Annotated in this window: 9 protein-coding genes; 8 read left to right on the forward strand and 1 reads right to left on the reverse strand. The window is 63.9% G+C overall.

Annotated features, from left to right (window positions below; translation table 11 throughout):
* Positions 1-75: 75 nt before the first annotated feature.
* The 8 genes from ptsP (at position 76) to NKJ78_RS20560 (ending at position 12,283) form a co-directional block, all read left to right on the forward strand.
* Positions 76-2,346 (forward strand): phosphoenolpyruvate--protein phosphotransferase, encoded by a 2,271-nt coding sequence (gene ptsP / locus NKJ78_RS20525; RefSeq protein WP_023672972.1) that lies wholly within the window; start codon positions 76-78, stop codon positions 2,344-2,346.
* Positions 2,347-2,354: 8 nt separating this feature from the next.
* Complete coding sequence (gene prfA, locus NKJ78_RS20530; protein ID WP_023737469.1) at positions 2,355-3,434, forward strand: peptide chain release factor 1; 1,080 nt, start codon at positions 2,355-2,357, stop codon at positions 3,432-3,434.
* Positions 3,427-4,305, forward strand: a complete 879-nt coding sequence (gene prmC, locus NKJ78_RS20535) for a peptide chain release factor N(5)-glutamine methyltransferase (RefSeq protein WP_023737470.1) — start codon at positions 3,427-3,429, stop codon at positions 4,303-4,305. The genes prfA and prmC overlap by 8 nt, the downstream gene beginning before the upstream one ends.
* A 304-nt stretch (positions 4,306-4,609) precedes the next feature.
* The gene (locus NKJ78_RS20540) at positions 4,610-5,572 is read left to right on the forward strand and encodes a DUF4167 domain-containing protein (RefSeq protein WP_352459766.1); all 963 of its coding nucleotides are present in this window, start codon (positions 4,610-4,612) and stop codon (positions 5,570-5,572) included.
* A 208-nt stretch (positions 5,573-5,780) separates the two neighbouring features.
* Positions 5,781-8,387, forward strand: a complete 2,607-nt coding sequence (gene clpB / locus NKJ78_RS20545; RefSeq protein ID WP_023701437.1) for an ATP-dependent chaperone ClpB — start codon at positions 5,781-5,783, stop codon at positions 8,385-8,387.
* A 67-nt stretch (positions 8,388-8,454) separates the two neighbouring features.
* Positions 8,455-8,811: an MmcQ/YjbR family DNA-binding protein gene (locus NKJ78_RS20550; RefSeq protein WP_023737473.1), complete on the forward strand. Its 357-nt coding sequence runs from the start codon at positions 8,455-8,457 to the stop codon at positions 8,809-8,811.
* A 292-nt stretch (positions 8,812-9,103) separates the two neighbouring features.
* Positions 9,104-10,621, forward strand: a complete 1,518-nt coding sequence (locus NKJ78_RS20555) for a L,D-transpeptidase family protein (RefSeq protein ID WP_023737474.1) — start codon at positions 9,104-9,106, stop codon at positions 10,619-10,621.
* Positions 10,622-10,723: 102 nt separating this feature from the next.
* Positions 10,724-12,283: an MFS transporter gene (locus tag NKJ78_RS20560; protein ID WP_023737475.1), complete on the forward strand. Its 1,560-nt coding sequence runs from the start codon at positions 10,724-10,726 to the stop codon at positions 12,281-12,283.
* Between the two features lie 172 nt (positions 12,284-12,455).
* Here the strand turns inward: NKJ78_RS20560 and NKJ78_RS20565 are convergent, their stop codons facing one another.
* Positions 12,456-14,426, reverse strand: a complete 1,971-nt coding sequence (locus tag NKJ78_RS20565; protein ID WP_023737476.1) for a M23 family metallopeptidase — start codon at positions 14,424-14,426, stop codon at positions 12,456-12,458.
* Between the last annotated feature and the right edge of the window lie 435 nt (positions 14,427-14,861).

Consider the following 14,861-nt stretch of genomic DNA (forward strand, 5'->3'; position numbering starts at 1 on the left):
ATTTGAGTTGTTGCGTGTGCGCCGGTGGCAGTGGAAACTGCGGCGGGCAAAATGCCCATTGGAGAAGAAGCCGCGATGCGTGATACGGCCAGTGGCCCGCGCGTTCTGCTGAAACGGCTGCGCGAGCTCATGCAGGAGCCGCTGGAGCCGCAGGAGCGGCTCGACCGGATCGTGCGCGACATCGCCTCCAACATGGTCGCCGAGGTCTGCTCGCTCTATGTGCTGCGCGCCGATTCGGTGCTCGAACTCTATGCCACCGAAGGTCTGAACCCGAACGCCGTCCATTTGGCGCAGCTGCGGCTGGGGCAGGGCCTCGTCGGCACCATTGCCGCCAGCGCGCGGCCGCTCAACCTCTCCAATGCGCAGGAACATCCGGCCTTCGCCTACCTGCCGGAGACCGGCGAAGAGATCTACAATTCCTTCCTCGGCGTGCCGGTACTAAGGGCAGGGCGCACGCTCGGCGTGCTGGTGGTGCAGAACAAGACCATGCGCCACTACCGCGACGACGAGGTCGAGGCGCTGGAAACGACCGCCATGGTGATCGCCGAGATGATCGCCACCGGCGATCTCGCGCGCCTGACCCGGCCCGGCCTCGAACTCGACCTGCGCCGTCCCGTCAGCTTTACCGGCCTGTCCTTCAACGAGGGTGTCGGCCTCGGCCATGTCGTGCTGCATGAGCCACGCATCGTCGTCACCAATCTGTTCAACGAGGACAGTGAGGAAGAGGTGCGCCGGCTGGAGACGTCGCTCGGTTCGCTCAGGCTTTCCATCGACGACATGCTGGAGCGGCGCGATGTCGCCTTCGAGGGAGAACATCGCGAGGTGCTCGAGGCGTATCGCATGTTTGCCAACGACCGCGGCTGGGTGCGCCGGCTGGAAGAGGCGATCCGCAACGGCCTGACGGCGGAAGCGGCGGTGGAAAAGGTGCAGAGCGACATGCGCGCCCGCATGCTGCACATGACCGATCCTTATTTGCGCGAGAGGATGAGCGACTTCGACGATCTCGCCAACCGGCTGCTGCGCCAGCTGATGGGGCGCGGGCCTGACGACGTCGCGGCGTCACTGCCGAAGGATGCCATCCTGGTCGCGCGCTCGATGGGCGCGGCCGAACTGCTTGATTATCCCAGGGACAAGCTGCGCGGCGTGGTGCTGGAAGACGGCGCTGCCACCAGCCATGTCGTCATCGTAGCGCGCGCCATGGGCATTCCGGTCGCCGGCCAGATGAAGGGCGCCGTTTCCATGGCGGAAAACGGCGATGCCATCATCGTCGACGGCGAGGAAGGCACCATCCATCTGCGGCCGCAGCCCGACCTCGAAGCTGCCTATGCCGAAAAAGTGCGCTTCCGGGCGCGCCGGCAGGAAGTCTACCGGGAACTGCGCAAGAAGCCGTCGGTGACCAAGGACGGCGTCCAGGTCGACCTGCTGATGAATGCGGGCCTGGCCGTCGACCTGCCGCAGCTGGCCGAGGCGGGTGCGGCCGGCATCGGCCTGTTCCGCACCGAATTGCAGTTCATGGTCGCCTCGACCTTCCCGCGCGCCGAGGCGCAGGAGCGGCTCTACCGCGACGTGCTGGACGCGGCGCGTGGCAAGCCGGTCACCTTCCGCACCATCGACATCGGCGGCGACAAGGTGCTGCCCTACTTCAAGGGCGCTGTCCAGGAAGAAAACCCTGCGCTCGGCTGGCGCGCGATCCGGCTGACGCTCGACCGGCCGGGTCTGCTCAGGACCCAGATCCGCGCTCTGCTGAAGGCCTGCGGCGGGCGCGAACTGAAGCTGATGCTGCCGATGGTGACCGAGCTCGGCGAAATCGCCCAGGCGCGCGAGATCATCGACCGCGAAGTGCGACATCTCTCCCGCTTTGCCCACCATCTGCCGACCAGCCTCAAGGTGGGCGCCATGCTGGAAGTGCCGTCGCTGCTGTTCCAGCTCGACGAGTTGATGAAGGCGGTCGATTTCGTCTCGGTCGGCTCCAACGACCTGTTCCAGTTCGTCATGGCGGTCGATCGGGGGAACACGCAGCTCTCCGACCGCTTCGACACGCTGTCGACGCCGTTCCTGCGGGTTCTGAAGCAGATCGCCGACGCCGGGGTTCGCAACCACACGCCGGTGACGCTGTGCGGCGAGCTTGCCGGAAAACCCATTTCCGCCATGGCGCTGATCGGCCTCGGCTACCGCTCGATCTCGATGTCTCCAGCCTCGATCGGCCCGGTCAAGGCGATGTTGACCGAACTGCCACTGGAGGAATTGGAGGCTTTCTTTGCCGACAATCTGATGGCGCCAGCTCAAGGGCTGCCGATGCGGGCGCTGCTGCAGGCCTTCGCCGACGACCGCTCCATCCCGCTATAGCATTAGCCATGGTCAATCTTCCCCGCGAGCGTATGGATCAGGTCGTCAAGCGTTTCGAGATGCTCGAAGCGCAGATGTCGGCCGGCCCGGCGGCCGATGCCTATGTGAAGATGGCTTCCGAATATGCCGAGCTGCAGGACATGGTGGCCAAGGTCAGGGAACTGCGCTCAGTCGAGCGCGAGCAAGCCGACCTCGAGGCGATGCTTGCCGACAAGGGCACCGACGCAGAGATGCGGGCCCTGGCGGAGGCAGATTTGCCGGGCGTCGAAGCGCGAATCGAAGAGCTGCAGAAGGACATCCAGATCCTGCTGTTGCCCAAGGACGCGGCCGACGACAAGAACGCCATCCTTGAAATCCGCGCCGGCACCGGCGGCGATGAGGCGGCATTGTTCGCTGGCGACCTGTTTCGCATGTATGAGCGCTATGCCGCCGAACGCGGCTGGCGCTTCGAGACGGTGTCGGCCAGCGACGGCGATGCCGGCGGCTTCAAGGAAATCATCGCCACCATTTCCGGTAGGGGCGTCTTTGCCCATCTGAAATTCGAATCCGGCGTGCACCGCGTGCAGCGCGTGCCGGCGACCGAGGCCAGCGGGCGCATCCACACCTCGGCGGCGACGGTGGCCGTTCTGCCGGAAGCCGAAGAGGTCGACATCGACGTCCGCGCCGAAGACATCCGCATCGACACGATGCGCGCCTCGGGTTCGGGTGGCCAGCACGTCAACACCACCGATTCGGCCGTGCGCATCACCCATTTGCCGACCGGTATCATGGTGGTGCAGGCGGAGAAGTCGCAGCATCAGAACCGGGCGAAAGCCATGCAGATTCTGCGTGCGCGGCTTTACGACCTCGAGCGCAGCAAGGCGGACGAGGAGCGCTCGGAGTCACGCAAATCGCAGGTTGGTTCGGGCGACCGTTCGGAGCGCATCCGCACCTACAATTTCCCGCAGGGCCGCCTTACCGACCATCGTATCAACCTGACGCTCTACAAGCTCGACCGGGTGATGATGGGCGAGCTCGATGAGGTCATCAATGCGCTGATTGCCGACCATCAGTCGAAGCTGCTCGCCGATATTGGCCTCGATGGCTGACATGTTGCCCGGCGCGCTCGGGCCGTTGTTGCGGGTGGCGCGGGAGCGGCTTGCCGCGGCCGGCCTTTCCGACTCGGCGCTGGATGCCAGGCTGATCGTCGAACATTTTTCCGGCACGGACCGTACGCAGGCGATCGCCGACCCGCAACGGACGGTCGATGCGGGTGCGGTTGCCGCAATCGGCGCTGCTCTGCAGCGCCGCATGGCCGGCGAACCGGTGCACCGCATCCTCGGGTTTCGCGAGTTTTACGGCCTGCGGCTGTCGCTGTCGCCGGAAACGCTGGAGCCGCGGCCGGACACCGAAACGCTGGTCGAGGCGATCCTCCCTTTTGCCGGCGCGACGGCCGAAAGGCTAGGGCTATGCCGTATCCTCGATCTCGGCACCGGTACCGGCGCGATTGCGCTGGCGCTGCTCAGCGCGGTTCCGGCCGCGACCGCCACCGGGGTCGATGTTTCACAAGACGCGCTGGCAACCGCGATACGCAATGCCGAGCAACTCGGACTCGCCGGCCGGTTCGTGGGGCTGCAGTCCGACTGGTTCGAAAAAGTTTCGGGCCGATACCATGTAATTGCCGCAAACCCTCCCTATATACCGTCTGGAGACATTGGAAATCTGCAGGACGAGGTCCGCGATTTCGATCCACACAGAGCCCTTGATGGCGGTGTGGACGGTCTTGGCCCTTACAGGATCATCGCCGCCGAGGCGGCAAAGTTTCTGGAAGCAGAAGGCAAGATAGCGGTCGAGATCGGCCACACGCAGCGCAATGAGGTCAAAGACATATTCGCGGCAGCCGGCTACAGGCTGGCCGGGGCATTTGTCGATCTTGGCGGAAACGACAGGGTTCTTATGTTTGAACAGGGAAAGCCTTGACGCAGTGCAAAAAAGCGCTTGGCAATGCCGGGGAATGCGGCTAGGGTCCGCCCTAACCGGATGAGACGAAGCAGGCAGTGCTCTTAGCGATTCGGTTTTCCTTGGAAATAGCTGCCTTCTTGCGCAAACGACGCCCAAGCTTCGTGCGGGAATCGTCCGGCAAGTGATGTAACCGGAACAGGATGACACGTGGCGCCAACGCAATTGATGCGGGCGAACGCCGGTGAAGAAACGAAACGGCTGGCTGCATGAGCGCCTCCGTTCGTGAAACGTTTTTCGAAAATTTCAAGATGAAGAGAGTCTTATGAGGCCACAACAGCAGAACAGGCGCATGCGCGGTCGCAACAACAATGGCGGCGGCGGTGGCAACAACAATAACAACAACAACAACCGCAAGGGCCCAAATCCCCTGACGCGCAACTACGAGAGCAACGGCCCGGACGTGAAAATCCGTGGATCGGCTCAGCAGATCGCCGAAAAATACGCCACTCTGGCCCGTGATGCGCAAAGCTCCGGCGACCGGGTTATGGCGGAAAATTACCTCCAGCACGCCGAGCACTACAACCGCATCATTGCCGCCGCACAGGCGCAGATGCCGATCCAGAATGCCCCGCAGAACCGCGACGAATTCGACGACGATGAAGATCGCGACGATTTTGACAATGCCGGCAGCGGCAATGGCGGCGAGACTCAAGCGCCGATGGCGAACCACGGCAACGGTCCGCAGCCGACGATTGAGGGCACGCCGGCCGAACTCGCATACGGCCAGGAAAACGGCCGCGAGAACAACAGTGGCCGTGACAATAATGGCCGCAACAACAACGGCCGCGACAACAATGGCCGCAACCGTGACCGCCGCCCCAATGGCGGCTATGGCCAGAACGACCAGCGTGGCGAGCAGAACGGCCAGCGCGGCGACCAGCAGCGCTTCACCGAAACCCCGGCACAGGCGGAAACCGTTTCCGCGGTTGAGCCCGAAGCCGAGAGCGGTTTCTCCGAGCGGGCGCCGCTGTACGAAAACCTGTCGCCGGCGGCTCTTGCCGCCCGGGCCGAACTCAATGAGGCAGCCGCCGAGAGCGGCGCTGCCCGTCGCCCGCGGCGTCCGCGCCGCCCGCGCAACAATGCCGATCAGGTCGGTGACGAACAGTCTGGTGGTGGCCAGGTGGTGGATGGCGCCGGCGAGACCGCTGCCGCTATTGACGTGGTGGATGCGGCGCCGGCCGAAAGCCCGGCCGGCGACCCGTTCGCCGTCGACGCCAACAACTGACCCACAAGACATAAGTCGGTGAAACGGCGGAGAGAAATCTCCGCCGTTTTCGTTTGCTCGGCCATGCAATATCATCAGCCGGACGTCTTGAGCGGCAATGGCTTGCGCCCCATATCTGGCGTGAACTGGACCCGGCTCGGATGAGCGGGTCCGTCACCGCAATCTGATCCGGTGCCGCAAAGCGGGCCGGTGATGGAAGGAGACAGATATGAACCTCGAGAAATACTCCGAGCGCGTCCGCGGATTCATTCAGTCCGCCCAGACCATGGCGCTCTCGCGCAATCACCAGCAATTCACTCCCGAACATATGCTGAAGGTCCTCGTCGATGACGATGAGGGGCTGGCCGCCTCGCTGATAGAGCGCGCCGGCGGCAACGTGCGCGACGTCAAGCTCGGCGTCGAGACCGCCCTTGAGGCCATGCCCAAGGTGGAAGGCGGCAACGGCCAGCTTTATCTGGCGCAGCCGCTGGCCAAGGTGTTTTCGACCGCCGAGGAATTGGCCAAGAAAGCCGGCGACAGTTTTGTCACGGTCGAGCGACTGCTGCAGGCGTTGGCGATGGAGAAGTCGGCCAAGACGGCCGATATCCTGTCCAAGGCCGGCGTCACAGCGCAGGCGCTGAACCAGGTGATCAACGACGTCCGCAAGGGCCGTACCGCCGATTCGGCGAGCGCCGAGCAGGGCTATGACGCGCTGAAGAAATACGCGCGCGACCTCACCGCCGATGCCCGCGCCGGCAAGCTCGACCCTGTGATTGGCCGTGACGATGAGATCCGCCGCACCATCCAGGTGCTGTCGCGGCGTACCAAGAACAACCCGGTGCTGATCGGCGAGCCGGGCGTCGGCAAGACGGCGATCGCCGAAGGCCTGGCGCTGCGCATCGTCAATGGCGACGTGCCGGAATCGCTGAAGGACAAGCAGTTGATGGCGCTCGACATGGGCGCGCTGATTGCCGGCGCCAAATATCGCGGCGAGTTCGAGGAGCGGCTGAAGGCCGTGCTCAACGAAGTCACCTCGGCGGCCGGCGGCATCATCCTGTTCATCGACGAGATGCACACGCTGGTCGGCGCCGGCAAGGCCGATGGCGCCATGGACGCTTCGAACCTGTTGAAGCCGGCGCTGGCGCGCGGCGAACTGCACTGCGTCGGCGCGACCACGCTCGATGAATACAGGAAGCATGTCGAGAAGGACGCGGCCCTTGCCCGCCGGTTCCAGCCGGTCTTCGTCAACGAGCCGTCGGTGGAAGATACCGTGTCGATCCTGCGTGGCCTGAAGGAGAAGTACGAGCAGCACCACAAGGTGCGCATCTCGGATTCGGCGCTGGTCGCGGCGGCGACCTTGTCCAACCGCTACATCGCCGACCGTTTCCTGCCGGACAAGGCGATCGACCTTGTCGACGAAGCCGCGTCGCGGCTGAGGATGCAGGTCGATTCCAAGCCCGAGGCGCTGGACGAAATCGATCGCCGCATCATGCAGCTCAAGATCGAGCGCGAGGCACTGAAGGTCGAGAAGGACGAGGCGTCAAAGGACCGGCTCGCGCGTCTCGAAAAGGAACTCGTCGGCCTCGAGGAGGAATCGACCGAGATCACCGCCAAATGGCAGTCGGAGAAGCAGAAGCTTGGCCTCGCCGCTGACCTCAAGAAGCAGCTCGACGCGGCCCGCAACGACCTCGCCATTGCCCAGCGCAAGGGTGAATTCCAGCGCGCCGGCGAGCTTGCCTATGGCAAGATCCCGGAACTGGAAAAGAAGCTGAAGGAAGCCGAAGCCCAGGACGGCAAGGCCGGCATGGTCGAAGAGGTGGTCACGCCCGACCACGTCGCCCATATCGTGTCGCGCTGGACCGGCATTCCGGTCGACAAGATGCTGCAGGGCGAGCGCGACAAGCTGCTGCGCATGGAAGACGAGATCGGCAAGCGAGTCGTCGGCCAGGGCGAAGCGGTACAGGCGGTGTCCAAGGCCGTGCGTCGTGCCCGGGCCGGGCTGCAGGATCCGAACCGGCCGATCGGCTCGTTCATGTTCCTCGGACCGACCGGCGTCGGCAAGACCGAACTGACCAAGGCGCTGGCCAATTTCCTGTTCGACGACGAGAGCGCCATGGTGCGAATCGATATGTCGGAATACATGGAGAAGCACTCGGTCGCCCGGCTGATTGGCGCGCCTCCCGGCTATGTCGGCTATGAGGAAGGCGGCGCGCTGACCGAAGCGGTGCGGCGCCGGCCCTATCAGGTCGTGCTGTTCGACGAGATCGAGAAGGCGCATCCGGATGTCTTCAACGTGCTGTTGCAGGTGCTCGACGACGGGCGGCTGACCGACGGGCAGGGCCGCACGGTCGACTTCCGCAACACGCTGATCGTCATGACGTCGAACCTCGGCGCCGAATATCTGGTCAATCTCGGCGAAGAGCAGGATGTCGATGCCGTGCGCGACGAGGTTATGAGCGTGGTGAGAGCCTCGTTCAGGCCGGAGTTCCTCAACCGCGTCGACGAGGTGATCCTGTTCCACCGGCTGCGCCGGCAGGATATGGGTCGCATCGTCGAGATCCAGCTCAAGCGGCTGGAAAATCTGCTCGTCGACCGCAAGATCACACTGTCGCTCGACCAGGAATCGATCGACTGGCTGGCGGCGAAGGGCTACGACCCGGCCTATGGCGCTCGGCCGCTGAAGCGGGTGATGCAGAAGGACCTGCAAGATCCGCTGGCGGAAAAAATCCTGCTTGGCGAGATCCTCGACGGCTCGACCGTCAAGGTCACCGCCGGCTCCGACCGGTTGAATTTTCGGTCCAGGCCCACTGTGGTGCCGACCGACGCGGCAGCCTGATCCAACGCCGCGCGTCCGACCGGACGCGCGGCATTTTCTTGTGAAACAAGCCTTTGACAGGGTGCAGATGACGCTGGACGACTACAACAGCTTCTGCGCCTCGCTGCCGCAGACGACGCACGTCGTGCAGTGGGGCGGCGCCGATGTCTGGAAAGTCGGTGGCAAGGTCTTCACCATCGCCGGCCATGACCGGGAGGGTGGCGTCTTCGTCACCTTTAAATGCTCTGAAATGGCTTTCGACGTGCTGAAGGATCAGCCCGGCTGCCGGCCGGCGCCCTATCTCGCCTCGCGCGGCATGAAATGGATCCAGCGTCAGACAAGCCAGAGCATGGATGATGATGCGCTGAAGGACTATCTCGGCGAAAGCCACCGCCTCGTCGTCCTCAAGCTGACGAAGCAGACGCGCAAGGAATTGGGCCTGTAGCAACCAGTAATCCGCCATCTTCATGCCCGGTTCATGTTGGAAAGCTTATGTTGTGGTTTGCTGGCGAAGGGGTTTGCCTGCAGGCTTTTGACGACCAGGGCGTTCCTTGCGCATCCAAACGGTGGCGAGAACGTTCTGGTGGGAACACTGCCGGGCGGCGGAAATTACGCATGACCCCGAAAATCGAAATTCGATTTTCGGAAAGGATCATGCGCAGACATGAAGTGTTACAGCGTCCTTTGCGCGTCCAAACGGACGCGCGGCGCTGTAAGTACCGGAGAGTTTGACCACCATGTTCCGCACGATCCTTGCCTTTTCGGTGCTCGCCGCCGGGCTGCTCACGTCCAGCGCCATGGCATCGCCGACTATGGACAACGCACTGCCGGCGGTCCGCGCCGCCGATAGCGGCGGCATTGTGCTTGCCCAGGACGGCAATCTCGACATCTATTACGACGCCAGGGGCAACCGCGTCATCGTCGATGCCGAGACCGGCAAGGTCATCGCCATCCAGCCGCCGCAGACCAGGCTCGACCGCCGCGCGCTGCGCCGGGAAATGCGGGCACGTGAGCTTGGACGCGCACCGGTCGAAGACGACGACCGCTACTATCTCGACGATCCCGAAGACATGGCGCGTTTCCGCCGCAGGCAACTGGACGATCAGGGACGAATCCCCGGCCCGCCGATTGATGAATACGATCCTGAAAGCGACAGATTCCTGGGGGCCGCTCCGCAGGATGATGCCAATGACAGAGACACCTATCCGGAAGCGCCGAAATCCGCTGAACCGCGGCCCGTCAAGCGCCAGCCGCTGAACGAAGCCTCTATCGATCCCGCCGAACCGGCGGCGCCCGCCGGCCAGGCCGCGCTGCCGCCGAAAGCCGGTGGCAAGACCGTGGTCGATCCCTCGCTTTCACTCGGCGCACGCCAGGATGTAGCCGCCTTGCAGGTGCTGCTTGACCGCGCCGGCGCTTCACCCGGCGTCGTCGACGGGCGCTTCGGCTCCAATGTCGACAAGGCGCTTGCCGCCTACAACCAGATCACCGGCAGCAATCTGCGCTCGACCGACGCCGTCGGCATCCAGGCTGCGCTGGCGCAAACCGGTGGCGATGCTTTCGCCAATTATACGATCACGCCCGAAGACGCGGCCGGCCCTTACGTCGCCTCGATACCGGAAGATTACAGCCAGAAGGCACAGCTCGACCGCATGGCTTACACCTCCGTCACCGAAGCCTTGGCCGAACGCTTCCACATGGACGAGAACTACCTGAAGGGGCTCAATCCCGAGGCCGACTTCAGCCGTCCCGGCACCATCATCAAGGTCGCGAATTTCGGCAGGCTGGTGGCGACGCCGGTTGCCCGCATCGTCGCCGACAAGGACAAGAAGCAGGTGTTCGCCTATGACGCCGGTGGCAAGCTGGTCGCGGCCTATCCGGCCACCATCGGTTCAGCCGACACGCCCTCGCCGACCGGCACCCATACGGTGTCGCGCGTCGCGCTCGATCCTAACTACACCTACAACCCCAGCATCAATTTCAAGCAGGGCCAGAACGACAAGATCCTGACCATCCCGCCGGGTCCGAACGGCCCGGTCGGCTCGGTGTGGATTGCGCTGGACAAGCCGACCTATGGCATTCACGGCACGCCCGATCCCTCCAAGATCGGCAAGACCGAAAGCCATGGCTGCGTGCGCCTGACCAACTGGGATGCGCGTGAACTGGCCAAGCTGGTGTCGCCGGGCGTCACCGTCGAGTTCGTCGGCGGTCCCTCGGCCGATGATGTTGCGGAGCAAGTGAGCGCTCCAGCGCAGTGATGTCGGCCTGCCCATAAGGCAGACCGATATCCAAAGCTGGATTCATGAGCGCAGGGCGCTGGCTGGTTGTTGCCGGCCCGCAACAAGTCTAAGCAGACGCTCATGAAGTCTCCGAGCGAAGCCGCAGCCGTTCCCCTGACCAGGTCTCTTTCCAACGGTACATTTTGCCCGCAGTCGCAGCGCAAGTTCGTGCTGGTTGCGGCGATCCTTGCGTCAGCGCTCGGCTTCATCGACGGGTCGATCCTGGCCATTGCCATGCCGGCAATGCGCGTCGACCTCGGCGCCAGCCTGGCCGAGGTCCAGTGGATTTCCAACGCCTATGCGCTGACGCTGTCGGCGCTGATTCTGGCCGGCGGCGCCGCCGGCGACCGGTTTGGCCTCAGGCGCGCCTTCGTTGCCGGCATTGCGTTGTTCATCGTCGCTTCGCTGGCCTGCGCGGTGGCGCCGAATGCGCTGGTGCTCATCGCCTTTCGCGCCATTCAGGGCCTTGGTGCAGCGATCATGGTGCCGGGCAGCCTCGCCATCATCGCCAAGGCCTATCCGAAGAAGGAGCGCGGCCGGGCGATCGGCATCTGGGCCGCCGCCTCGGCGCTGACGACGGCGCTCGGTCCAGTGCTCGGTGGCTTCGTCCTGTCGGCCTTTGGCGGCGGTATCTGGCGGGCGATCTTCGCCGTCAACCTGCCGCTCGGGCTGATCTCGATCTATCTCCTGCTGGCCAAGATTCCCGCCGACGCGCCGACGGAGAAGCGAAGCCTCGATCTCGGCGGCGCCGCTCTCGCCACGCTTGCCTTCGGGGCGCTTGCCTACGGACTGACCTCGATGAGCGCCGAAGGCAGCGGGCTGATGTCGGGGCCGAGCATCGCCGCAGGCGCCGTGCTGCTTATCATCTTCATCGTCTTCGAGCTTCGGCAGCGCGAGCCGATGATCGATCTTAAGCTGTTTCGGATCGGCGCCTTCGCCGGCGCCAACCTCGCCACCTTCTTCCTGTATTTCGCGTTGTCGGCCAATCTGTTCTACCTGCCGATGCTGTTGATCGCCGGATGGGGGCTGAGCACCAAAGAGGTCGGTTTCATCTTCCTGCCGTTGTCGGCGTCGATCGCGCTGCTGTCGGGTCTCGTCGGCCAGTGGTCGGATCGCATCGGTCCGCGTTTTCCGATCGCCAGCGGCTGCCTGGTGGTCGCCATCGCCTTTGCCGGGCTGGCTTTGCTCACTCATGCCGGCATGCACAATTTCTGGACCGGTATCTTTCCGATGATGGCGGTGATGGGGCTCGGCATGGCGCTGGTTGTGTCGCCGCTGTCGACGGCGGTCATGACCGCGGTTGAGGACAAGGATACCGGCGCCGCTTCCGGCATCAACAATGCAGTTTCGCGCATTGGCGGGCTGATTGCTGTGGCGGCGATGGGCTCGCTCGCGGCCTGGGTCTATTCGACGATGCTCGATACCAGCGTCAGGCCGGGCATCCCGGGATTCGGCGAACCGGCATTGGCCGGCCTGGCGCCAGACCTTGATGCAACACGGCTCGCCGCCAGCGATGCGGCGTTCGCGGCCGTGTCGACAGTGACGGCCGTGCTTTGCCTCCTTGCCGCTGTTATCGCCTGGGCCACCGTTTCGGGGCAAAAGCTGCCTTGGTCACGAGCCGAAGAGGAGCAGTCGACCTGATTCGGAGCCGACCCGATTCGGAATGCTCTGATGGGGCGATTATGATTCGCCGGCGTCGAGTGTGACGGCTTAAAGCGCGTCGCGCTGAAACGGATTCATACGACGCGCTTTAGTCTTTGTTTTGACGCATGTCCTTGTCCCAGAGCCGCGGCACACTTCTGGGCGACATGCATTAGCCTTCGATCTTGGCGCTCGCGACCTTCAGCGGATTGCTGTCTTCCTGCTTGAGCAGTTCATCGATGCGCTCGCGCTCGCGCTGGAAAGCGACCAGGTCGTCGCCCTTCAGCACCTTGCCGACCGGCAGGCGCACGCGCATCGGGTCGACCTTGGTGCCGTTGACGATCAGCTCGTAGTGAAGATGCGGACCGGTGGAGAGGCCGGTCTGACCGAGGAAGCCGATGGTCTGGCCCTGGCGGACATGAACGCCCGGTTCGATGCCTTTGGCAAAGGCGCTCTGGTGATTGTAGGAGGTCTCGTAGCCATTGGCATGGCGGATGATGATCTGTTTGCCGTAGCCGCCGGCCCAGCCGGCCTTTTCGATGGTGCCGTTGCCGGCGGCGATGATCGGCGTTCCGATCGGCGCCGCCCAGTCGACGCCGGTATGCATGCGGACATAACCGAGGATCGGATGCCGGCGGGCGCCGAAGCCGGAGCGGAATTTCCCGGCGGGCAGGGGATTGCGCAGCAGGAACTGCTCGGCGCTCGAACCATCCTCGTCGAAATAGTCGGTCGAGCCGTCCTGCATCTGGAATCGGTAGAAATTGCGCGTCTGACCGCCGAAGGTCGACGAGACATAGAGCAGTTCCGATTCGTCGGAGGCCTGGTCGTCGCCGTCCGGCTGCGAGAACAGCACGTCGATGCGGTCCGATGGATTGAGCCGGGACTGGAAGTCGACGCCGGAGGCCAGGAGCTTGACCAGTTGCTGGGTCAGCTTCTTCGACATGCCGTAGGAATAGGCGGCGCGGTAGATGCCGTCATAGACGTTCGGCAGATTGCCGCGCACCACCACCGGCGCCGACGAATCATCGAACGCTGTCAGCAATTCGGGGTTCGGCTCCGGTTCCTGCGCCGGCACATACTGGCCGCGGTCGTCGAGCGCGATGGTGACGATGTGCGTTGTCTTGTCATAGACGCTGGTGCGAACGACCTTGGCGGCGTCGCCATGTACCTCGAGCCCGACGCGCAGCACGGTTCCGGCCTTCAGCGCCGGTGCGTTGAGCAGCTTGCCGATCGCCTCCGCCATGCCGGTGGCGTCATCGCCCGTATAGCCCGAATCAGCGAAAGCCTCGGCAATGTCGCGGTCCCTGGTGAAGGGAATGATTTCCTCGGCGAAAGCCGGGGTCTGGTCGTCGAGCGCGACGCGCGGCGCCACCGAGACGTTTTCCGGCACGATCTTGACGTCGTAGGAGCCGGCCATCGATTCGGCGAAGGCATCGCCGAATCGCTGCGGGTCGACATAATGCAGGGAGGCGACCTGCACGGCGCCGTCGCTGAGGTCGGTGCCGGCTTCGCGCACCACTTTTTCAACCTCGTCGGCGGACAGGTCGCTTTTTTCGTCGAAGGAGGCCGTCTCGACCGGGAAATCGACTGTCTTGAGGCTCATCTCGCTTTCGACCTTGGCGCCGTAGATCTGGCCGCCAACTGCGGAAGCCGTCGCCGGCTGCGCCGGCGTCGAGTCGCCATCGTCGCCGAACACCTGCATCGGGTCGAAAGGCGGATAGGCGCGGTTGGTGGTGTGGCCGGCTGCCAGCGCCATCTTGATCTGCACGAACGGCATGGTGTGGATAACGTCGCGGTCGCCGACCTTGGTCACCATCGACACTTCCATGCGCCGGCGGTCCTTGGCCTTGGCGATCTGGCGCGGCGCCACCAGCCTGGTGGTCTTGGCGACCTCGCCGGAATCGCCGCCGCTTTCGAGCTGGGCCAGTTCGGCGATTTCGGGCGGGGTTGCCAGCTGCTGGCGGCCGTCAAGGGCGGCAAACAACGCCACGCCCATCAGCACACTCGAGGTCACGCCGGTAAGAAAGGTGCCCGACAGCCAGCGCGCCGAAACTTCGCGCCGGTCGGGCGGGCCGCTGCGGCCATCCGCGATCAGCGGCGGCTCATTGCCGAGTTCGGCTATGACATCTTCCGTGTCTGGCATCCAGAAAGGCTGCTTCTTCCCCGGGCGGAACGGCTTTTCGCTTCTGTTGGGCCATGACATTTGCCTGTCACGGCGGGTGAAGTCAACGAAGCGGCGAATCCCCATTCACACGCTCTGTTTTACAGCCCCTTGTAGAGAGGCGTCTTTATCCTCTTGTAGGAGGCTCCGAACCGTGATGCGCAGACCCCGCTTTGGGCTCTTATAGGAAGGCACCTCGCGGGCCGCGCGGAGCCCTTCTTTGTTGGCCTTGGTGTCGAACGGCAATGCGGCGGCAATAGGGCTCCTTTTGACAACGCCAATGTTCCCTTGGGGCAGTCCGCCGGCGCCAAAACTTCTGTCGCAAAAAGTTCAAAAACATCGTCGATGACTGTTGACAGTTCTGGTTGGTGGCGACTATATACGCCTCACGAACGAGGGCGGTGCGCCGCTGGCGGC

The sequence above is a fragment of the Mesorhizobium sp. M0037 genome (assembly GCF_040323635.1).
Taxonomy (GTDB): Bacteria; Pseudomonadota; Alphaproteobacteria; order Rhizobiales; family Rhizobiaceae; genus Mesorhizobium.

Coding starts and splice junctions, on each gene's coding strand:
- NKJ78_RS20565 (WP_023737476.1), bottom strand. CDS start 14,426: ATGCCAGACACGGAAGATGTCATAGCCGAACTCGGCAATGAGCCGCCG.
- prfA (WP_023737469.1), top strand. CDS start 2,355: ATGGTCAATCTTCCCCGCGAGCGTATGGATCAGGTCGTCAAGCGTTTC.
- prmC (WP_023737470.1), top strand. CDS start 3,427: ATGGCTGACATGTTGCCCGGCGCGCTCGGGCCGTTGTTGCGGGTGGCG.
- NKJ78_RS20560 (WP_023737475.1), top strand. CDS start 10,724: ATGAAGTCTCCGAGCGAAGCCGCAGCCGTTCCCCTGACCAGGTCTCTT.
- clpB (WP_023701437.1), top strand. CDS start 5,781: ATGAACCTCGAGAAATACTCCGAGCGCGTCCGCGGATTCATTCAGTCC.
- NKJ78_RS20540 (WP_352459766.1), top strand. CDS start 4,610: ATGAGGCCACAACAGCAGAACAGGCGCATGCGCGGTCGCAACAACAAT.
- ptsP (WP_023672972.1), top strand. CDS start 76: ATGCGTGATACGGCCAGTGGCCCGCGCGTTCTGCTGAAACGGCTGCGC.
- NKJ78_RS20550 (WP_023737473.1), top strand. CDS start 8,455: ATGACGCTGGACGACTACAACAGCTTCTGCGCCTCGCTGCCGCAGACG.
- NKJ78_RS20555 (WP_023737474.1), top strand. CDS start 9,104: ATGTTCCGCACGATCCTTGCCTTTTCGGTGCTCGCCGCCGGGCTGCTC.